This is a genomic window from Flavonifractor sp. An112 (assembly GCF_904377885.1).
Lineage (GTDB): Bacteria > Bacillota > Clostridia > Oscillospirales > Oscillospiraceae > Flavonifractor > Flavonifractor avicola.
Window position 1 is genome coordinate 1 of the sequence record NZ_CAJFGT010000050.1, and the last position, 20,236, is coordinate 20,236.

Sequence of the window (20,236 nt, forward strand, 5' to 3'; positions counted from 1 at the left end):
AGCCGGAGCCGTCGCCGGAGCCGTCGCCGGAGCCGTCAGAAAGAAATTTTTTGACAGACTCTTTCATGCCTTCCATTCTTCAACCCCCTCGACGCTTGTAACAGCCTCAGAACTGCACGGAAGGATCTCGATTGCGTCAAGCACCGTGATCTCGTCCAGAGTAACGGTGAATTTGCAATCTACAGGTCTTCGAACCCCCTCCTTTGCGAGCTGCATCAGGGAAGCTGCGCCGCTCCAATACCACAGGCACCGAACGTTTCTCATGGTCACCTCTCGGCCCTCGCGCTTTTCGATCTCTCCGAAGAACACTCCAGACCTGTCACAGCGAACGATGTACTTCTGATTCATCTTTCATTCCTCCATTATGTTTTGATATTTAAAAGTGGCAGTTAAGCACCTGCGCGGCAATGGTCGGCGGGCTTCTCTTCCTGTGGGTCGCGCAGGGGATACAAGCTAATCATTGCGCTTGACCTCGCCCACGCGGTACTTATTTGTGTAGCGCCGCCGCTGACACTCGGCGCAGGTGTCCTTTTCCGACCCGGTGATAATTTTCGTCAGTTCATAGGCCTGTCCCAGCTTTTCAGCGCAGGGGCGGCACAAGGTCAATACCTTCACTTGAATACCCCCAATTCCACGGCGGCCACCAGGGCCAGCACAAAGGCCCAAAACAGAGCCGCCGTTAATTTCAAACGGTCCATGACCGGATCACCACAGCAGCGGCAACGGCGGCAACGATGATGGCCGCCAGTTTGATGTACTGAGTGCGCCAATAGCGGCGCTCCTCACGGGTCATGCTCGGCATCAGCACATCCCCCTCAGTTCCACCAGGCGCTTGGCGACCTGGTCCGTGTCATACTTCTTCATTCTGCCGATCCGGGTGGGTGAGAGCCCCATTTCCCGGGCAGCCGCAAGGGCGGACTCGCGGGAGCGATACCCCAGCTCAACCTTGACATTCTCCAGAGACATCATGCCGCCATACTGCTCCCGCAGGATCTTTCGCTTCTCTGCCACCTCACGGTAAATTGCAGTGTTACTCACAGGTACAGCCTCCTTCCCTTCTCAATTTTGCAATCCGTTGATTCATTTCGCTTCCCGCCATTGAGCATTCCATCTTGCTCCCCCTTCCCCCTGGTGTTACACTGTGGAAAAGGTGGTGAAAATATGAAAAAACTGGTTTTCATTTTTTTAGCCCTGCTTCTGATTCTTCCAGCTTCCGCTCACAGCGGAAGAACCGACAGCCAAGGCGGTCATTACGACCACTCCACAGGGAAATACCACTTTCATCATGGGTACCCGGCCCATCAACACGTCAACGGAATCTGCCCCTATAACTTCGATGACAAGACCGGAGAAGGAAGCGGAACATCCGGTGGCGGGTCGTCCGTAACAAGCGGTGGAGGAAGCGGCGAGCCGATCCCCTCCAGCGCAGCAGCAGATGGTTCTCCCGGCTTCTCAATTCCAATTCCGGTCATTGTAGTCGGCTGTTTCATCGGGTTTTATGCTCTGCTATACCTTTTTGCCGTCTTTTCCAACAAGATACAAACGCGCAAATACAAGCGTCAGTGGGATGCCAAAAGGAAAGAGCTACTTGATTTGTACGGCGGAAAGACAAAGCGGAAACTTGCAGCTGAATGCGGAATGCCGGATGGTATAGAGATCGGACCGGATGGCTTGCCAAAGGAAGTTAATTCTAGCGGTTGGGGGGATTCTTTGACTTTTTACGTCTCCCCCTCTGGCCAGGCGTACCACAGGCGTCCCACGTGTACAAAATCGGCGAGCATCCCCACCCACGCCGCAAAGCTGGGGAGTCGGCGGCCATGCAGCAAATGTTTTCCATGCGCCCCAAATATGGAGTGGTATTGGGCGTACCGGCGCATCATGAGGCAGCTGGAAGAGTATAAGGTCAATACACTTGATGAAACAGTACCGCCAAACGCAACTATTTGCCTCAAAAAATCCGGGATGCTGAAGCCGCCCTTCAAAAAGGGATAGCCAATCGTTCCGCCACAGATGGCGGTCCGTTTTATCGGACTTGCTCTGTGGTACGCTGGGATTGCTCAGAAAGAAGACTGTCAACAGTCACGCCAAAGTAATCCGCAACTGCTTTCAGCTTTTCGACTGTTGGAGACGAAGTTGCCCAGCCTCGAATGGTTGCGTTTCCAAAGCCGAGTTCCCTTTCCAATTTTGCGATGCTGACCCCGCGGGCCTGACAAAGATCAAGGACATTGGTATAAATCAAGGCTATCCTCCTCTCGTGCAAGATACTTAGAAAATTTTCGATTTTTGTTGACAAGCCTTAGATTTTACTCTAAGATGTAATTGCGAGTTAAATCTTAGAACTCTGAGGCTTTTTAGGAAAATTCCTAAGTCCAACCCCACTATATAGGAATTTTCCTAATTTGTCAATAGGGTTTTAGAAATTTTCCTAAAACGTGGGGGAGTGACTATGTTCAGCAGCGTCGAATATATCAGGGAAATTTGTAAGCAGAGAAATATCCCCATATCTACGCTTGAATCAGAGTGTGGTTTTGCAAATGGGTATTTGAACCCAAAGAAGCTGAAAAAGCTTCCCTACGACAGGGCGGTAAAAATTGGGGAATACCTTGGTATTTCGGTTGAGTTTCTTCTAACCGGAGAAGAAGCAAAAAAAGCGCCCGCCCCGGAGGGCGAGCGCTCTGTCAGCGATGATGATATCAAATTTGCCTTGTTTGGAGGGGATGGAGATATCACAGATGAGATGTACGATGAGGTAAAGCGGTTTGCACGCATGGTGAAACTGCGGGAGGAGGCAGAAAAGAAAAAGGAGCGGCCATGAAAACCACTGATTTGTACCAGGAGGCAAAGGACACAGACATCCCTATTCTAATTTTGGATATTCCTAAAACGGGCTCCATGTGTATGCAGTCGGAGAGCGGACGGTGCTATATCGGAATGGACTATGGCGTTCTTCCGGAGGAAAGTGTCCGCCGTGTCCATCTGGCTCATGAGCTGGGGCACTGCAAAACAGGTGCATTTTATAACCGCTGGGCGGCCAGAGACGTGCGGAAGAAGCATGAAAACCGGGCGGACAAATGGGCCGTAAACAAGCTGATCCCTGTGGACGAGCTGGATCAGGCGGTAGCAGATGGACACACGGAGTTGTGGGATCTGGCGGACCACTTTGGCGTGACGGAGGAGTTTATGCGCAAAGCCGTGTGCTGGTATACCCACGGAAACCTTGCTGCGGAGCTATATTTTTGAATGGTACAGATTGAATAGATAAACGGGTGTAGAAAGGAGAACTTGGAATGAAAGAACGCGGAAAAGGCTTTATTGCCGGAATGCTGGTATCTGCTGTACTGGCAGGAACGATTGGCACAGCCGCTGCTACCATTGGATCAAGGACGGTCAAGGCAGACTATGCGGATATCAAAATTACCCTCAACGGCAGCCAAATCACACCAAAGGATGCAACTGGCGCCACTGTGGAACCATTTTCAGTCAATGGAACCACCTACCTTCCAGTCCGAGCCGTGGCCAACGCCTTGGGTGTTGACGTCGATTGGAATGGGGATACTTCCACAGTTATCCTATCTACAGAAAAAAGCAACGAGAACATAGACTATATTATGAAACTCGGCTTTTATAAAAAGCTGTCTGAGGGCTTCGAAGAACTAGAATCACTGCTTAACGGGATATTAAACGGAAGTGCTGCAGCAACGATTAACACAGTCCTAAAGGAAGGCCCATATGCAGGAATGACTTTTGCAAGCGCCACTCAAGCCAAGCTTTCAAACACAGCAGAACTCATAGATAGCCATTATGATGCTTGTTTTGCGATTTTGAATACAGACGACATTATCCTGGCTTCAGACTACACAATACTGAACGGAAAAACAGCTTCGTTCTTCGAGTCGCTTTCCACGGGGTCGCAGACGTTTACAAAAAATGATGTTCAGCAGGCGTATTTTGATGCAATGATGTATAAAATGAGCGCGGATACAATGTTTTGGGAAACATATCAAAGTGCTTTTGGTTAACCACACAAAATGTTTCCGGAAAGGGAACAGATGGGAGGGAGCCGGATCATGGACTACATCAGGAAAACAGCCCGGCTGAACGGAAAAAAGTATGAAGCCACAGGCAAAACTGAGCTGGAGGCCATGACCAAGCTGGCTGAGAAGTTGGCAGCGGCCAGACGTGGGGAAGAGTTGGTGTCCGGTTCCATGACGGTGAACGCATGGTATTCCCAGTGGAAAGCCACATACAAGGACCCCAAAGGACTCACCAAGAAGTCATTGGGAATGTATGATGAAAAATACAACGGCTACATAAAGCCCTTCATCGGACACATAAAACTGCGGGACGTGAAGGATATCCATCTCCAACGTATCCTCAATGCCGAGGCTGGGAAGTCCAAATCCCATGTAGAGAAGATCCGCCGGGTTCTGCGGGAGATGTTCTCCAGGGCCAGAAAATCTCGCCTGATCCCATACGATCCAGCAGAGGACCTGGAGTTACCGGCGGCGAAGGACGGCTCCCACCGGAGTCTCACCGACGAGGAGCGGGAAGTGCTGCTGAAGGTAGCTGAAACTCATCCGTCAGGGCTGTATATTTTGACCCTGCTCTATACCGGTATGCGTCCCGGAGAAGCTGCGGCGCTCAACTGGGCCGATGTGGATTTCGATCATAACGAGATTCATATCCACGCAGCCCTGGAGAGCGGCACCGGTCGCTGTAAGGGTCCAAAGACAGAGGCAGGCGTACGGGATATCCCGATCCACACCGCCCTGCTGCCGCGGCTGCTGGCGGCCCGCGGAGACCCTTTTGCGCCGGTATTCACCGGGAGGGAGGGCCACCGGCTGAACTCCAACAGCCAATACCGTCAATGGTCTACCTTCCGGCGAGCTATGGATATTGAGATGGGCGCGGAGGTCTACCGGAACAAGATAGTCGAGTCGGTGATTGCCGAGGATCTGACACCCTACTGCCTGCGGCATACCTTTGCCACAGACTGCGCCCGAGCCGGGGTACCGCTGGAAACGGTACGGTGGCTGCTGGGCCATGCGGACATCTCTACCACAGCGAACATTTATCAACACCGCGATTCCACCACGCTGAAAGCAGGAATGGCCATTCTGGATGGCTCTGGTGGAAAAGATGGTGGAAAAGAGGAAGCAGGATGAGGCAGGATATTACTCCTGCAATGGATTCCTGGATTTCCACTTTCGGCTTCCCAAGCTGAATATGAGGGTTCGATTCCCTTTACCTGCTCCAAAAAGAAAGACATCTGCTCAGCGCAGATGTCTTTCTTTTTGGTTCTGGCCGACAGAATGCGGCCAGAATCCTTTCATATATTGAAATGCTCGGAGCAAATAAATTGCCCCTCCGCCAAGGTTTTGCATCCGCAAAACACTTGCACGGCGCATAAGCGCCGCCGGCCCAGAAGGGCCGTTTCCTGAAAAGAGACACGACATACGTCGTGTCTCTTTTTGTTTTTACCCCCCGAGGTTCGCAGATGAAACCAGAAGCAGTATCCGTGTGATATTATAAGTGAAAGCTGCTTTCGCATAAGTTGGGGGCCATATATGAGAGAATCAATGATCTTACAGAACATAAAAGCCGGCGACCCATCCGGTCTAAAGGCACTGATGGAGCGCTATGTGCCGTATATTTCCGTTATCGTATGGAACATTCTTCGGGATGCCATGTCTCCCCAGGACGCAGAGGAAGTGGTCTCCGATGTGTTCCTTGCCGCATGGGAACAGGCCGCCGATCTGAAGGCCGGTCATGTCAAGGGCTGGCTGGGCACGGTCGCCAGAAACAAAGCGAAAAACAAACTCCGCCAGATGGGCCGCACCATATCCCTGGAAGAAAACAGTGTGGATATTCCAGCCCCAAATGACCTTTCAGAGGCCATGGAGCAGGACGAGGAGCGGCGTCTGGTCCGCCAAGCAGTGGACGCTTTGCCCCCAGAGGACAAGGAAATCTTTCTCCGGCATTACTATTACGCCCAATCGATCAAAGAGATCTCAGATCACATGGCCCTGAACGAATCCACCATAAAAACCAAGCTGAGGCGCGGTCGCATGAAACTCAAGGAAGCTTTGACGAAAGGGGGAGCAGGCTGATGAAACGGGAGATCTTTGATTTGCTGGACCACTATCAGGAGGACAGCATTCTCTTAACTGATACCACCCCCCTCTCCCCCGCCAGGATTGAGGAGTTGACGATGAAACGATTCAAACAAAACCATAAAACAGGAAGAACCCGCCGCCTGACCCGTGGCTTGCTGGTGGCGGCAATCATCGCGTCCCTCTGCTGCCTCACCGCCTTTGCGGTGGTGCTTACGCTGCGGGACGCAGCACGGGCAGATATGGGCATATCCAAGGAGGACCCCATCGAAGAATGGACAGAATATGATGCTCCCACTCAGACTGTCACCCAGTCGGAGCCCCAGGCCACTCTGGTAGCAACCATGTGCAGCGGGAACCAACTGTATGCCTACATTGCGGCTTCTCCGGTATCCCAGGAGGCAGGTGTGGTTCTTGCGGACAACTCGCCGGAATATGAATGGGGGCCCCGGGGCGGTTTCGAGGGATGCAGCACCCTCAATCTGGAGCAGGCCAGCTACGACCCAGATACGCAAACCTCTCTGGTCAAGGTATCCATGACTTTAGAAGATCCTGAGCTGAAACAGGTAGAGATAAGCATGAACCTCAATCATAACTTCAAGCCCATCGCCGCTTACGGCCCGGTGATCATACCGGTGACCGAGAGCCAGACCCTCACCTGTCCGGCAGACATTACAGTGGTCAATACCACCCGGCAGATGGAGGAAGCCTGGGGACTGCGGCCCGACCAGCCAAAATTTTCCGAATATACCCAGGAGGGCACCATCTATCAAATCTCCATCTGCGCAGGTTATATTGAACTGGAGATGCAGACCCCCACTCTGGAGGAGTGGACAGCCGTCTCCGGTGCGGAGGTACTGCTGGATCTGGAGAAGCTTTCCGACATAGAGCTGCCCCCGCAGCTGGAGGGTTATCTGGTCAGGGACACATACGGCGGCAGCTGGCTGGTCAGCGTAAAGGAAATTTTGGCAGATGCACGGCTGAACTACCGGGACGGCACTTCGGAGCTGATTACTCAGATTCCCAGCGCCTATGCCGGAACCTGGGGATCTGGCGAGAGTCCCTACCCCGGGTCTAGTCGGGACGGCATCCATGTCTTCCGCTTTACCCCTGCCCAGGCCTTTGACCTGAGCCAGGTGGAATCCATTACCATCGGCAGCACAACCTATCCCTTCCCTCAGGCAGCAGACTTGGGGGCATAATATAAAAAACCGCCCGGAGGGCCTGCTATTCGGCAGGCCCTCCGGGCTTCTATCGGTTCTCCCCAACCGGAGCAAAGATCAAATTATACGCTGCGGACGCAGTCCCGAAGCGCTTTCCAGGGGCTTCCCTTCCAATAGGTGCGCATGACGTTGACCGACATACCCTTTCCCATCAGCTCATAGCCGTTGTTCTTCCGATTCATTACCATTGCGTTGTTCTTCTTCATGGAAATCGCTCCTTTCTGTCGTTCGCTCTTGCCTTCCTTCTGGCTATAGTATACAATAGAGTTTACTATGATGCAAACGAATCTTTTTCATGAAATTCATGATGAAACGGAATGATTGATGTGAGCCTGATTAAGTATCAGATCCTGCTGAAAACAGTAGAACTGGGTGGAATTACCAAGGCAGCTGAGGCGTTTGGCTACACCCAATCGGCGGCCAGTCGGATGATCGCCGCGCTGGAACAGGAATGGGACATGGAGCTGCTGGTCCGGGGACGGGGAGGCGTGCATCTGAGTGCAGCCGGTGAGTCACTGCTTCCATATCTGCGAGCTGTGTGCAACGCCCAGAAGGAGTTGGAGGAGCAGGCTGCCCATCTCCACGGTTTGACCCGTGGCACCCTGCGGGTGGGCACCTTCGCCAGCGTATCCATCCACTGGCTGCCTCCTATTATGAAGCTCTTTCTCCAGCGCTATCCCGGCATCCATTTTGAATTACTGAGCAAGTGGGAGTTTGCAGAGGTGGAGGACCTGATCCGCCAGGGGCAGGCAGACTGTGGTTTTCTGGGACTGCCCGCCGGAGACGACCTGGAGGTCTTTCCCCTGCGCCGGGATCAGTTTATGGCGGTGCTCCCACCGGACCACCCTCTGGCACGCGCCCCCTTCTATCCCATAGAACGGTTGGCCCAGGACCCTTTCATCTGGATTCCTGAGGAGCGGGATGTGGAGATCGGAGAGATCTTCCAGGAGGAGGGCATCCATCCCAACCTGCGCTACACCGTCAACGACGACTTTGCCATCCTGGCCATGGTGGAGCAGGGGCTGGGTGTCAGTATCCGACCGGAACTGGTGCTGCAGGGTACCGGCCGCAATTTCGCCGCCATCCCTCTGGAACATCCCCGCTATCGGGACATCACCCTGGCCGTTCGCCGGGGCAAGCCGCTTTCCCCCCTGACCGCCCGTTTTCTTGACGTGGTCCGGCAGTGGGTATCCGTCGAATAAAGTTCGTTTGCAAAGAAAAAACCTTTTACAAGCAGAAAAAAATATAGTATAATTCCACTGTTACGGGAATACCGCAGCGAATCCAACTATAGTAGGAGTGTTGTTCTATGAGCCGGATGGTCGGCACCGTATCCATGGGTATCCGCGCCCCCATTATCCGCAGCGGAGATGACCTGGCCGAGATCGTCACCGGGTCTGTCCTGGAGGCGGTCAACGATGGCGCGTTCTCCGTACGCGACCGCGACGTAGTCGCCATGACTGAGGCCATTGTGGCCCGCGCCCAGGGTAACTATGCCTCGGTGGACGATATTGCCGCCGATGTAAAGGCGAAGCTGGGCGGAGAGACCATTGGCGTGATCTTCCCCATCCTCAGCCGCAACCGTTTTGCTATTTGCCTGCGCGGCATCGCCAAGGGCGCCAAGAAGGTGGTCCTGATGCTGTCCTATCCCTCCGACGAGGTGGGCAATCACCTCATTGATGAGGACGTGATGGACGAAAAGGGTGTGGACCCCTACAAGGATGTGCTCTCTCTGGAGCGCTACCGCGAGCTGTTCGGCTACACCACCCACCCCTTTACCGGCGTGGACTATGTGGACTATTATTCCAATCTGATCCGTGAGTCTGGCGCTGAGGTGGAGGTCATCTTCGCCAACGATCCCCGGGCTATTCTGGCCTACACCAAGAACGTGCTGGCCTGCGACATCCACACCCGCGCCCGCACCAAGCGCCGCCTGGTCGCCGCCGGCGCCGAGAAGGTGTTCTGCCTGGATGAGATCATGACCGTCCCCATCAACGGCAGCGGCTACAATGAAAACTATGGCCTGCTGGGCTCCAACAAGTCCACCGAGGACAAGGTAAAGCTCTTCCCCCGTCCCTGCCAGGATCTGGTGGAGGAGGTCCAGGACCGTCTTCTGAAGGCCACCGGCAAGCACGTGGAGGTCATGGTCTACGGCGACGGCGCCTTTAAGGACCCCGTGGGCAAGATTTGGGAGCTGGCCGATCCGGTGGTCTCTCCCGCCTACACCGCCGGTCTGGAGGGCACCCCCAACGAGCTGAAGCTGAAGTATCTGGCCGACAATGATTTTGCCGCCCTGTCCGGCGAGGCCCTGCGGGAGGCCATCAAGGGCGAGATCAAGAAGAAGGACGGCTCCCTGGTGGGTAAGATGGCCGCTCAGGGCACTACCCCCCGCCGTCTGACCGATCTGATCGGCTCCCTGTGCGATCTGACCTCCGGCTCCGGCGACAAGGGTACTCCCATCGTCTACATCCAGGGTTACTTTGACAACTACACCACGGAATAAGCACAAACAAAACGGACGCCGGTCCTCTGGGACCGGCGTCCGTTTTATAATACCTTGCTCATCAAAATGGCGGCCTGACTGTCTCCCTCTGTACGGTAGGCATCGGGCAGCAGGCCAAAACGCTCAAACCCACAGTTCTCATAGAGGGCCACCGCCCGGACATTGTCTTCCATCACTGACAGCTCCATGCGGGCATAGCCCATATGCCTGGCTTCCCGGCACAGTCCATCCATCAGCATCCGGCCCAGGCCCTGCCCCCACCAGCGGCAGCGGACAGATAATCCCAATTCAGCCCGGTGACCGCATTTTCGGTTGGCTGCCGCAGGGCCCACGCCCCCCAGCCCAATCAACCTGCCATCCACAAATCCGGCCAACATCAGTCTGCCCGGGCTGGCCAGCTGCCGCTTGAGAAAGGCCTGCTCCTCCCGCAGGGTATTGCTGATCTCCTCCGGCAGAAAAGCGGTAAAAGGGCTCTCTGCTGCCACCCGGCGCAGATGGCGCAGCACCGCTTCCCCGTCCTCCGGGCGGGGACTGCGAAGCAGACACCGGCTTCCATTCCGCAGAGTGGTCTGCATCTCTTCCGCCCGCATGGTTATGCCTCCCAACTCCGCCAGGCGGCCAGCCGCTTCCAGATGAGCCAGGCCAGCCAGCCGCACAGCAGACCAACCGCCATACCGGCCAACACGTCTGTAGGGAAGTGAACTCCCACATAGAGCCGGGAGAAGCCCATCAGAGCCGCCATTACCACGGCGACGATCTTCATCCACCGCCGGGGCAGGGTGCGGCACCAGGCAGAGGCCGCCGCAAAGGCTGCGCAGGTGTGGCCCGAAGGAAAGGAATTGGGGTCGTTCTCTGCTACCAACGGAATCAGCCCTTCTACCATCAGCCAGGGCCGGGTACGGCCCACCAGATGCTTGAGCACCACATTGGTACACAGCAGGCCCAGCAGCATGGCTATCAAGCTGACAAAACCCGCTTTACGGGTCCTGGGAATACAGATCAGCACCACAGAAAGCACAATCCACAGGATGCCAGCGTCACCCATCTGGGTATAAATGATCATGATCGGGTCCAGCACGGCACAGCGCAGGAAGTTCTGGATCCAGAGCAGAATACCGCCGTCTATCTGCAGCAGCCATTGGGGCATAATAAGTTCCTCCTATTGGAAAAAGGACGGCGGTACCATGACCGCCGCCCTCTCTATTTTGATCGATCTCAGCTGGTTTACTCGGCGTTCTCACTCCAGGTGCAGTCCAGGATCACGCCATTCAGCTCAAACTTATCCGTTTTAAGGATGTGGCTCTTGCCCACACGCACCTCCTGGGTACCAAGCTCGGTGGTAATGGGGTTAGCCACATTGCACTCCACAGTGAAAGTCAGATCCAGCAAGCCCTTGTCAGCAGTAAGGGCCACCGTATCACCAGACGTGCTCACTGTAATATCTCCACCGTGAGGCTTGGCCTCCACAGCAGTGACCTGACCGTCCAGCAGCTCGCCGGAGGCCATCAGGGTGGAGGGGATATAATTCTCCTTGATGCTCTCATAAACCGCCGGCTGGACGCTCTCTACCAGCACGGTATACTCCACATGGGTGGTGGTGGAACCTCCGCCTACAACACCGCTGCTGCCCGGCTTGAGGAACTTCATACCCAAAACCACTGCCGCAATAATAACCACCAGGATCACCAGCAGATCCACGATGTTGATTTTACCAAACAGTCTTCCCTTTTCGTCTATCATCTTTTTGCAGCCTCCGAGGTTGTAAATTCATGTCGCACTTGGTACAATGGTACCGGGTTATTGTATCATAGATCCCCACCGAGACACAAGTACTTTCTTTTTTCTTTGGAGGTTTTGATTCCATGAAGGTCATGCACCTCATCTCCGGCGGCGACAGCGGCGGCGCCAAGACCCACGTTCATTCCCTGCTGAAAAATCTTGCCCATACCATCGACGTTACCATGGTATGTTTTATGGAAGGTCCATTTGCTCAGGAGGCCCGGGAACTTGGCATCCCCACTGTGGTCCTGCCTGGACACAATCTGCTGAAAACCCGCAACACCCTGAAAAAAATGATCGTGGAGGGAGGCTATCAGATCCTTCACTGTCACGGCGCCCGGGGCAATTTGATGGGCGCTCTGCTGCGGAAGGCCACCGGTCTGCCCGTGGTTACCACTGTCCACTCCGATTATCGACTGGACTACCTGGGCCGCCCCTTCTCCCGCATCACTTACGGCACCATCAACACCATCGCTCTGCGGAAGCTAGACTACCGCATCGGCGTGTCCGATGCCATGACCGATCTGCTCATCTCCCGCGGCTTTGATCCGGACAAGCTGTTCACCATCTACAACGGCATCGATTTTGCCCCCCGTACCCCCGCCCTCTCCCGGGAGGAATACTGGAAGAGTGTGGGGCTGGATGCTGACCAGGACTCTGTTGTGGTGGGCATTGCCGCCCGCCTCAACCCCGTCAAGGATATTGCCACCCTGGTCCGCGGCTTTGCCCTGGCCTATAAAGTCTGCCCTCATCTGCGGCTGCTTATCGCCGGCGACGGCGAGCAGATGGGGATGCTGAAGGACTTGGCCAACCAGTTGGGAGTAGCCAAGCAGGTCTGCTTTGCCGGTTGGGTGTCCGACACCGACAGCTTCTACAATGCTCTGGACATCAATACCCTCACCTCTCTCTCCGAGACCTTCCCCTACTCCCTCACCGAAGGCGCCCGGGCGGGCCTGCCCACAGTGGCCAGCCGGGTAGGCGGCGTGCCTTACCTGATCGAGCATGGTATCCACGGTTTCCTTTTTGAGGCAGGAGACGCGGAGGGACTCTCCCGCCACCTCATTGCGCTGGCTCAGGACCCGGAGCTGCGCCAGCATATGGGCCAGCGGCTCTATCAGAGGGCCAAGGAGGACTACTCTCTGGAGAGCACCCTCCAGCGGCAGCTCTCCATTTATGACACCATTCTCCGCCGCCAGGCCCGCAAGACCGGCCGGCGGGATGGCGCTCTGGTATGCGGAGCCTATGGCCGGGGCAACGCCGGCGACGATGCCATTCTGGAGGCCATTGTCACCGAGCTGCGCCAGGTGGACCCTGACCTTCCCATTTGGGTGCTCTCCCGCAGCCCGGAAGATACCCGGCGCACCTATCGTGTCAACTCCATCTACACCTTTGCCTTCCCCAAGTTCCTGTGGCGGATGCGAAAAACCAAGCTGTATATCAACGGCGGCGGTTCCCTGATGCAGGACGTAACCAGCCATCGCTCCCTGTGGTTCTATCTCTTCACCATCTCCTGGGCTAAGCGGCTGGGCAATCAGGTTATGATGTACGGCTGCGGCATCGGTCCCATCCACTCCCCCTCCAATCGGAAACGGGCCTCCAAGGTGCTCCAGAAGAGCGTGGACGCCATCACCCTGCGGGATACTCACTCCCGTGAGGAGCTGACCGACATGAAGGTCACCCACCCGGAAATCATTCTCTCCGCCGACCCCACGGTCATTCTGCCCGCCGCTCCCGCGCCCGTGGTGGACGGCATTCTGGAGAGCCAGGGCATCGATCCCAACGGCAAATATATCGGCTTTGCCCTGCGGCCCTGGCCGGGCTTTGAGGCCAAGGCCCCCGTTTTTGCCGCCGCCGCCGACTACGCCTATGAGAAATACGGCCTGACCCCCGTCTTTCTGCCCATTGAGCGGCGTCTGGATGTGGATGCCGCCAAGTTGGCTGCTAAGTATATGAAGGCCCCCCACCATATTCTTACCCATACCGGCAGTTCCGACCACACTATCGGTCTGTTTGCACGGATGCAGGCGGTTATCTCTATGCGGCTGCACGCCCTCGTCTTTTCCGCCGGCCAGGGTGTGCCTCTGGTGGGCGTGGTATACGACCAGAAAATCAGCTCTTTCCTCTCCTATATCGGCCAGGATCTGTACACCGACCTGGATAAGGTGACGGCGGAATCCCTGTGCGGCTACATCGACGCAGTCTATGCCCGAATCGGAGACACCGAATTCCTGTCCGGCGGCGTGGAGCGGCTGCGGCAGGTGGAGGAGCGCAACCAGGAGACTGCCCGCCGGCTTTTGGAGGGTGTGTCCCGTTGAAACAGATCCTGTGCCTCTCCTCCCAACCCTGGAGCACTATCCCCACCCGCACCCAGCAGCTGATGACCCGGTTGAAGGATGCCAAGATCCTCTTTCTGGAGCCGCCTTCCCGGAACTACCGCAAGCCCGGCCGCAAAGTGCGCCCCGGCCTGACCGTATATGCCCTCCCGCCTGCTCCCGAGGCCTCCGAGGATCAGCGGCTGCTCCGGTTTGTCCGGGACCGCAAGCTGACCCGCCATATTCTTAAGCTGATGGATATGCATCGCTTTCGGGAGCCCCTGCTCTGGTGCACTTCCCCGGAGCAGGTCCATCTGCTGGACGCCATCCCCCATCAGGGGCTGGTATATGACTGCGCCCAGGACTGGATGGACACTCCGCCCGAGTGGGAGAGCGACCTGGCCTTGGCTGCCGACGTGATCTTTGCCGCCTCCGAGGGGCTGGTGGACCACCTCTCCCCCTGCAGCGACAACATCGCCCTGCTTCCCAACGGAGTAAGCTACCCCATGTTCTCCCGTCCAGACAATGAGTGCCCCGCTCCCCTGGCCGACCTCACCGGTCCCATTCTGGGCTTTGTGGGCACCATTTGGGAGGATCTTGACCTGACACCAGCCATTCAGGCCGCCCGGGCTCTGCCCCGGTGCACTTTTGTCTTTGTAGGGCAGGTAGAGCCCTACAATCCTCAGCTGCGCACCCTGGAGGCCCTGCCCAACGTCCGTCTGCTGGGCCGTCAGCTGCCGGTGGATATTCCAGACTATCTGTCCCGGTTCGACGTGTGCCTTCATCTGCTGCGGCAGTCTGACTACGGCGCCGACATCGTACCCAGCCGTGTCTATGAATATCTCACTTCCGGCAAGCCCATTGTGGCTATGTTCTACCCCGACCATGTGGAGCATTTCCCTGACGTAATCTACGCCGCCCACAGCCCCGGCGAGTTTGTGCGGCTGTGCATCCGTGCTCTGGAAGAACCGGATGGTTGGCCTGCCGTCCGCCGGCGGGAACATGGGGCTGCCGCCGCCTGGTCCAACCGTGCCATGCAGGTTACCCAGATCCTCTCTGCCAACGGACTCTACTGACCCACAATGCGGGCGGTCCCACGGACCGCCCGCATTTCCTGCCATTGCTGATAAGGAGGCTTGTTATGATTCCCTATTCCACCGTGATTTTCGATCTGGACGGCACCCTGCTGGATACCCTTCAGGATCTGGCGGACAGCACTAACTATGCTCTGGCCCTCCACAAACTGCCCGCCCGCTCTTTGGATGAGGTACGCCGCTTTGTGGGCAACGGCGTAGGCCTGCTCATTCACCGTGCCGTGCCCGAGGGAACCCCTGAAGAACTGGAGGCCCGGTGTCTGGCTGATTTCCGGGCCCACTACCTGCTGAACATGGAGAACCGCACCGCTCCCTACGCCGGTGTACTGGAGCTGCTGGACGGTCTGAATCAGGTCGGAATCAAACTGGCAGTGGTATCCAACAAATTTGATGGTGCTGTCAAAGGTTTGTGTCAGACCTACTTTGGGGATCGGGTGAAGGTGGCCATCGGCGAATCCCAGGGAGTTGCCCGCAAGCCTGCTCCCGACACGGTACTTCGCGCATTGAAGGAACTGGGCGCTCAGCCTGAAGAGGCCGTTTATGTAGGCGACTCCGAGGTGGATATCCAGACCGCCCGCAATTCCGGTCTGCCCTGTCTGTCGGTGAGCTGGGGCTTCCGTGACGCGGAATTTCTGACCGAACAGGGTGCACAGCAGATCATCTCTACCCCCGCCGAGCTTCTGGCCCTGCTTACTGGCGAGCAAAATGACGAATCCAGCCGCCCTCATCAGGGGGATTTGTGAGCACAATAGAAAATTTACAAAAAAAGAAGGGTTTTATCCAGGCTGCGGCGTATAAAGAGTAAAGGTTGAAATTTGCTGAGAGACTGGTGAGCGCCCATGGTACTGCGTGAACAGACCGAAGCCGCCGAGGCGGCCCTGCTCTCCCCCTATGCCTGCCTGTCCGCCTGCTCCCGGGGACGTCTGGTGCCTCTGGAGCCCTGCCCCACCCGAACCTGCTTTCAGCGGGACATCGACCGGATTGTCCACTCCAAGGCCTTCCGGCGGCTCAAGCACAAGACTCAGGTCTTTCTGGAGCCGGAGGGGGACCACTACCGCACCCGCATGACCCACACCATCGAGGTCAGCCGCATTGCCCGCACCATCGCCCGGGGCTTACGCCTCAATGAGGATCTGGCAGAAGCGGCCGCCTACGGCCACGATCTGGGCCACACCCCCTTCGGACACGCCGGAGAGCGGGTCCTCAATGAGATCATGCCCGGAGGCTTTGCCCATAACGAGCAGTCTCTTCGGGTGGTGGACCGTCTGGAACGGGACGGCGAGGGACTCAACCTGACCTACGAGGTGCGCCGGGGCATCCTCTGCCATACCGGCCCCGACCAGGCTGAGACCCTGGAGGGCCGTCTGCTGCGGCTGGCCGACAAGATCGCCTACATCAACCACGACATTGACGACGCCATGCGGGGCAAGATCATCTATCCCATGGACCTGCCCCTCTCGGTCTCCCAGGTACTGGGCTTCACCCACTCTGAGCGAATCAACACTCTGACGGTGGACATCATCACCCAGTCCGCCGGGAAGAATGACATTGTCCAGTCCCCCGCCTGCCGGGACGCTATGAATGAACTGCGGGAGTTCATGTTTGAATATGTCTACCGCAGCCCGGTAGCCAAGGGCGAGGAGGGAAAGGCCCAGGACATGATCCGCCGCCTGTTTGAGTACTATGTGAAGGACCCGGACAAGCTGCCTCCGGAATATCAGGATATCCGGGTGGGCGAAGGCGTGGAGCGCGCCGTATGCGACTATATCTCCGGCATGACCGATAAATATGCCGTGGATCAGTTCAGCGACGCTTTCATCCCGAAGTCCTGGAGCGTAAAGTGATTTATGCTTACACCATTAGAGTATAAATGCTTTTAAAGGCGTTTATGCCGTAAGGTTATTTAACTTTACATATACCAGCGTATGAGATTGGCATTGATTGGAAAAGATAGTCGGAAGGAGGATGCCTGTGGCGATACCAGAACAATTCATTGACGATCTGGTGGCCCGCAGCGACATTGCCGACGTGGTCTCTTCCTATGTCCACCTCACGAAAAAGGGAAACAACCTGTGGGGCCTGTGCCCTTTCCACAACGAAAAGACCCCCTCCTTCTCCGTCTCTCCCGATAAGCAGATCTACCACTGCTTCGGCTGCGGCAAGGGTGGCGGCGTAATTTCCTTTGTCATGGAGATGGAGAATCTCCCCTTTTTGGACGCGGTAAAGCTGCTGGCCAAGCGGGCAGGTCTTGAGGTGCCGGAGGCCGGAGAAAACGAGGCCTATCGCAAAAAGCGGTCCCGACTGCTGGAGCTGTCCAAAGACGCAGCCCGTTTCTACCACGACTATCTCATTGGTCCCGGCGGCCAGCAGGTGCGGGACTATATCGCCCAACGGCAGATCTCTCCCCGCACCGCTACCCGGTTCGGTTTGGGGGCCGCGCCCGATCAGTGGGATGCCCTCACAAAGGCCATGACCGCCAAGGGCTACACCAAAATGGATCTGATTGACGCCGGTCTGGCAGTAGCCGGAAAGAACGGCGGTATCTATGACAAGTTCCGGTCCCGGCTCATGCTCCCGGTCATCGATGTGAGGGGTGAGGTAGTAGGCTTCACCAGCCGCCTGCTCCCCGGACTGGAGGGCGCCAAGTACCTGAACACTCCGGAGACGGTGCTCTTCAAAAAAGGCCGTCTCATTTACGCCCTCAACTTCGCCAAGAACACCAAGCGGCCCAACCTGATTCTGGTGGAGGGCAACATCGACGTGATCACCCTGCACCAGGCGGGCTTTGATAATGTGGTTGCCACCATGGGAACCGCCCTCACTGAGGAGCACGCCCGCATTTTGGCCCGGTACACCAAGGAGCTGGTGCTCTGCTACGACAATGATGCCGCCGGCAAGCAGTCCACCGACCGGGTACTCAACATTTTAAAAAATGCCAACCTCACCGTCCGGGTACTTCAGCTGCCCAACGCTTTTGATGCCGAGGGCAAGCCTATCAAACAGGACCCGGATGATTTCGTTAAAAAGTTTGGCCCTGCCGCTTTTGAGAAGTGCCTCAATGGCAGCGCCGGACAAAACGACTACCGGCTGGACAGCCTGCAGGCAAAACATGACCTGTCAAGCGAAGAGGGCAGGCTGGCCTATCTAAAGGAAGCTGTGGCCACCATCGCCGCCCTTCAAAGCCCTATTGAGCGGGAAATCTACGGCAATAAAGCAGCAGCAGCAGCCGGCATTTCCGGAACCGCCATGGCCCAGGAGGTAGCCCGCTACCGAAAGGACCGGGCCTGGCGGGCCAGAAAAGTCCAGGCAAAAAAGGACCTGACCCCCGCCGTTCAGCTCCAGCCCAAATCCAGACAGCTGCACTACGAGAATATCCGCTCCGCTCGCGCGGAGGAGGGTGTGATCCGCTTGCTGCTGCTGGACCCGGGCCTGCTGCCCGAGACAGATGGACTGGACCCGTCCCAGTTCTCCTCTCCCCTGCTGGCCAAGCTCTATGTGCTGCTCAAGCAGCGGCACAGCCAAGGGCTCAGCTTACAACTGGGCGCACTGTCCGGATCGCTGGACCCGGAGGAGATGAGCCACATCACCGGAATTCTGGAGCAGCCGGAGACCCGTTCCAATCGCAGCCAGGCGCTGCATGACTACTTAGAGATTATCGAGACAGAAGCCGCCAAGCGGGGCGGCGTCGGGCTTGACCCGCTGCTGGCAGCCCGGGATAAATTCAGAGAGAAAAAATCATATGGAGGACAACCGCATGAGTGAAAAGAAGACCACCGGTAAAAAAGAGCTCACCCTGACCCTGGAGGATCAGGCCAAGCTGGCCCGCGACAACGCGAAGAAGATGGAGCAGGGCAAGATCGAGGTCATGAAGGTGGTGGAAGGCGTCCAGGGCGCCGAAAAACTGGCGGAGCTGATCGAGCGCGGCAAGAAAAACGGTAAGCTCTCCTCCAGCGAACTGATGGACGTGCTGGAGAACCTGGATCTGGAAAGCGAGCAGATGGACAAGATCTACGATACCCTGGAGAACCTGGGCATCGACACGGTAGGCGACGACTATCTGCCCGAGCTGGCCGACGACACCATGCCTCCTCTGGAGGAGCTCAACGAAATCGAAGACCTGCCTGAAGAGGAGATCGTAGACCCCAACACTCTGGTGGACTCCTTCGGCATTGACGATCCGGTCCGTATGTATCTGAAGGAGATCGGCAAAGTCAACCTGCTCACCCCCGATGAGGAGGTCCAGCTGGCCCAGGATATGGGCGCCGGTGACGCTGCCAAGGAGCAGCTGGAGGATATGGAGCGGGCCAAGGAGGCCGGCGAGGAGATCGCCCTGTCTGAGGACGACATCAAGGAGCTTCGCCGTCTGGTGAAGCGTGGCGAGGCGGCCAAGCAGCGCCTTGCCGAGGCCAACCTCCGTCTGGTGGTATCCATCGCCAAGCGGTATGTGGGCCGCGGTATGCTCTTCCTGGACCTGATCCAGGAGGGCAACCTGGGTCTCATCAAGGCCGTGGAGAAGTTTGACTACACCAAGGGCTACAAGTTCTCCACCTATGCCACCTGGTGGATCCGTCAGGCCATTACCCGTGCCATTGCCGACCAGGCCCGTACCATCCGTATCCCCGTCCATATGGTGGAGACCATCAACAAGGTCATCCGTGTCTCCCGTCAGCTTCTCCAGGAGCTGGGCCACGATCCCACCCCCGAGGAGATCTCCGAGGAGATGAATATGCCGGTGGACAAGGTAAGGGAGATCCTGAAGATTGCCCAGGAGCCCGTTTCTCTGGAGACCCCCATCGGCGAGGAGGAGGATTCCCACCTGGGCGACTTCATCCCCGACGAGGACGCCTCCGAGCCCTCTGAGGCTGCTTCCTTCACCCTGCTGAAGGAGCAGCTGGTCTCCGTGTTGGGTACCCTCACCGAGCGTGAGGAGAAGGTGCTCAAGCTGCGCTTCGGTATCGAGGACGGCCGCACCCGCACCCTGGAGGAAGTGGGCAAGGAATTCAAGGTCACCCGTGAGCGTATCCGTCAGATCGAGGCCAAGGCCCTGCGTAAACTGCGTCATCCTTCCCGCTCCAAGAAGCTGAAGGATTTCCTGAACTAACAAACGAAAAGCGGGCCTGTTGCAAAATAGCTGTTTTGCACAAGCCTGTCATTGCGAGCCAGTGCGCACACTGGCGTGGCAATCCGTTTCCTCGGCAAAAGGGGCGGATTC

Annotated in this window: 23 protein-coding genes and 1 tRNA gene; 16 read left to right on the plus strand and 8 right to left on the minus strand. The window is 56.8% G+C overall.

Annotation, left to right across the window (positions count from 1 at the left end; all coding sequences use genetic code 11):
* Positions 1 to 63: 63 nt before the first annotated feature.
* The 3 genes from IHN22_RS08585 to IHN22_RS08595 form a co-directional block, all read right to left on the minus strand.
* A complete protein-coding gene (locus IHN22_RS08585) occupies positions 64 to 348 on the minus strand; it encodes a DUF6948 domain-containing protein (RefSeq protein ID WP_191434776.1) in 285 nt (94 codons plus the stop codon).
* A 105-nt stretch (positions 349 to 453) separates the two neighbouring features.
* The gene (locus tag IHN22_RS08590; protein WP_191434778.1) at positions 454 to 615 is read right to left on the minus strand and encodes a hypothetical protein; all 162 of its coding nucleotides are present in this window, start codon (positions 613 to 615) and stop codon (positions 454 to 456) included.
* A gap of 186 nt (positions 616 to 801) precedes the next feature.
* Positions 802 to 1,038 (minus strand): hypothetical protein, encoded by a 237-nt coding sequence (locus tag IHN22_RS08595; protein ID WP_191434780.1) that lies wholly within the window; start codon positions 1,036 to 1,038, stop codon positions 802 to 804.
* Positions 1,039 to 1,161: 123 nt separating this feature from the next.
* Here IHN22_RS08595 and IHN22_RS08600 point away from each other — a divergent pair, with 123 nt between their 5' ends.
* Positions 1,162 to 1,992, plus strand: coding sequence for a YHYH domain-containing protein (locus IHN22_RS08600; protein WP_191434781.1), 831 nt, complete (start codon positions 1,162 to 1,164; stop codon positions 1,990 to 1,992).
* A gap of 31 nt (positions 1,993 to 2,023) precedes the next feature.
* On the opposite strand, the gene IHN22_RS08605 is transcribed toward IHN22_RS08600, so the two are convergent.
* A complete protein-coding gene (locus IHN22_RS08605; RefSeq protein ID WP_191434783.1) occupies positions 2,024 to 2,239 on the minus strand; it encodes a helix-turn-helix domain-containing protein in 216 nt (71 codons plus the stop codon).
* A gap of 207 nt (positions 2,240 to 2,446) precedes the next feature.
* Between IHN22_RS08605 and IHN22_RS08610 the strand changes: the two genes are divergently transcribed.
* The 7 genes from IHN22_RS08610 (at position 2,447) to IHN22_RS08640 (ending at position 7,315) form a co-directional block, all read left to right on the plus strand.
* Positions 2,447 to 2,815, plus strand: a complete 369-nt coding sequence (locus IHN22_RS08610) for a helix-turn-helix transcriptional regulator (protein ID WP_191434785.1) — start codon at positions 2,447 to 2,449, stop codon at positions 2,813 to 2,815.
* A complete protein-coding gene (locus tag IHN22_RS08615; RefSeq protein ID WP_191434786.1) occupies positions 2,812 to 3,240 on the plus strand; it encodes an ImmA/IrrE family metallo-endopeptidase in 429 nt (142 codons plus the stop codon). The genes IHN22_RS08610 and IHN22_RS08615 overlap by 4 nt, the downstream gene beginning before the upstream one ends.
* 47 nt (positions 3,241 to 3,287) lie before the next feature.
* On the plus strand, positions 3,288 to 4,019 hold the full coding sequence (locus IHN22_RS08620; protein WP_191434788.1) for a copper amine oxidase N-terminal domain-containing protein: 732 nt from the start codon (positions 3,288 to 3,290) through the stop codon (positions 4,017 to 4,019).
* A gap of 48 nt (positions 4,020 to 4,067) precedes the next feature.
* Positions 4,068 to 5,165 carry a tyrosine-type recombinase/integrase gene (locus IHN22_RS08625; RefSeq protein ID WP_191434790.1) on the plus strand — a complete coding sequence of 366 codons (1,098 nt, stop codon included), beginning with the start codon at positions 4,068 to 4,070 and terminating at the stop codon, positions 5,163 to 5,165.
* Between the two features lies 1 nt (position 5,166).
* A tRNA-OTHER gene (locus IHN22_RS08630) sits at positions 5,167 to 5,256 on the plus strand.
* A gap of 323 nt (positions 5,257 to 5,579) precedes the next feature.
* Complete coding sequence (locus IHN22_RS08635; protein ID WP_158099508.1) at positions 5,580 to 6,110, plus strand: RNA polymerase sigma factor; 531 nt, start codon at positions 5,580 to 5,582, stop codon at positions 6,108 to 6,110.
* On the plus strand, positions 6,110 to 7,315 hold the full coding sequence (locus IHN22_RS08640; RefSeq protein WP_191434792.1) for a hypothetical protein: 1,206 nt from the start codon (positions 6,110 to 6,112) through the stop codon (positions 7,313 to 7,315). Before IHN22_RS08635 ends, IHN22_RS08640 begins: the two co-directional genes overlap by 1 nt.
* 83 nt (positions 7,316 to 7,398) lie before the next feature.
* Here IHN22_RS08640 and IHN22_RS08645 read toward each other — a convergent pair whose 3' ends face one another.
* Positions 7,399 to 7,542 carry a hypothetical protein gene (locus IHN22_RS08645; RefSeq protein ID WP_158094701.1) on the minus strand — a complete coding sequence of 48 codons (144 nt, stop codon included), beginning with the start codon at positions 7,540 to 7,542 and terminating at the stop codon, positions 7,399 to 7,401.
* A gap of 111 nt (positions 7,543 to 7,653) precedes the next feature.
* Here IHN22_RS08645 and IHN22_RS08650 point away from each other — a divergent pair, with 111 nt between their 5' ends.
* Together IHN22_RS08650 and IHN22_RS08655 are read left to right on the plus strand one after the other, a co-directional pair.
* Positions 7,654 to 8,538 carry a LysR family transcriptional regulator gene (locus tag IHN22_RS08650; protein ID WP_191434794.1) on the plus strand — a complete coding sequence of 295 codons (885 nt, stop codon included), beginning with the start codon at positions 7,654 to 7,656 and terminating at the stop codon, positions 8,536 to 8,538.
* Positions 8,539 to 8,645: 107 nt separating this feature from the next.
* Entirely contained in the window at positions 8,646 to 9,839 is a 1,194-nt protein-coding gene (locus IHN22_RS08655) for a coenzyme F420-0:L-glutamate ligase (protein WP_191434795.1), read from the plus strand.
* Positions 9,840 to 9,883: 44 nt separating this feature from the next.
* Here the strand turns inward: IHN22_RS08655 and IHN22_RS08660 are convergent, their stop codons facing one another.
* From IHN22_RS08660 to IHN22_RS08670, 3 genes are all read right to left on the minus strand, one after another.
* Positions 9,884 to 10,429, minus strand: coding sequence for a GNAT family N-acetyltransferase (locus IHN22_RS08660; protein WP_087189099.1), 546 nt, complete (start codon positions 10,427 to 10,429; stop codon positions 9,884 to 9,886).
* A 2-nt stretch (positions 10,430 to 10,431) separates the two neighbouring features.
* Positions 10,432 to 10,986: a phosphatase PAP2 family protein gene (locus tag IHN22_RS08665; RefSeq protein ID WP_191434798.1), complete on the minus strand. Its 555-nt coding sequence runs from the start codon at positions 10,984 to 10,986 to the stop codon at positions 10,432 to 10,434.
* 77 nt (positions 10,987 to 11,063) lie between these two features.
* Positions 11,064 to 11,579, minus strand: coding sequence for a DUF4330 domain-containing protein (locus tag IHN22_RS08670; RefSeq protein ID WP_087189101.1), 516 nt, complete (start codon positions 11,577 to 11,579; stop codon positions 11,064 to 11,066).
* A gap of 122 nt (positions 11,580 to 11,701) precedes the next feature.
* Here IHN22_RS08670 and csaB point away from each other — a divergent pair, with 122 nt between their 5' ends.
* The 6 genes from csaB to rpoD all read left to right on the plus strand — a co-directional run bounded on the left by csaB (position 11,702) and on the right by rpoD (position 20,125).
* Positions 11,702 to 13,933, plus strand: a complete 2,232-nt coding sequence (gene csaB / locus IHN22_RS08675; protein ID WP_191434800.1) for a polysaccharide pyruvyl transferase CsaB — start codon at positions 11,702 to 11,704, stop codon at positions 13,931 to 13,933.
* A complete protein-coding gene (locus tag IHN22_RS08680) occupies positions 13,930 to 15,006 on the plus strand; it encodes a glycosyltransferase family protein (RefSeq protein WP_300986110.1) in 1,077 nt (358 codons plus the stop codon). The genes csaB and IHN22_RS08680 overlap by 4 nt, the downstream gene beginning before the upstream one ends.
* Positions 15,007 to 15,071: 65 nt before the next feature.
* Positions 15,072 to 15,767 (plus strand): HAD family hydrolase, encoded by a 696-nt coding sequence (locus tag IHN22_RS08685; protein ID WP_191434801.1) that lies wholly within the window; start codon positions 15,072 to 15,074, stop codon positions 15,765 to 15,767.
* A 96-nt stretch (positions 15,768 to 15,863) separates the two neighbouring features.
* Positions 15,864 to 16,868, plus strand: coding sequence for a deoxyguanosinetriphosphate triphosphohydrolase (locus IHN22_RS08690; protein WP_191434803.1), 1,005 nt, complete (start codon positions 15,864 to 15,866; stop codon positions 16,866 to 16,868).
* A gap of 127 nt (positions 16,869 to 16,995) precedes the next feature.
* Positions 16,996 to 18,786, plus strand: a complete 1,791-nt coding sequence (gene dnaG, locus IHN22_RS08695) for a DNA primase (protein WP_087327740.1) — start codon at positions 16,996 to 16,998, stop codon at positions 18,784 to 18,786.
* Positions 18,779 to 20,125 (plus strand): RNA polymerase sigma factor RpoD, encoded by a 1,347-nt coding sequence (gene rpoD / locus IHN22_RS08700; RefSeq protein ID WP_242955465.1) that lies wholly within the window; start codon positions 18,779 to 18,781, stop codon positions 20,123 to 20,125. The genes dnaG and rpoD overlap by 8 nt, the downstream gene beginning before the upstream one ends.
* Positions 20,126 to 20,236 lie beyond the last annotated feature (111 nt).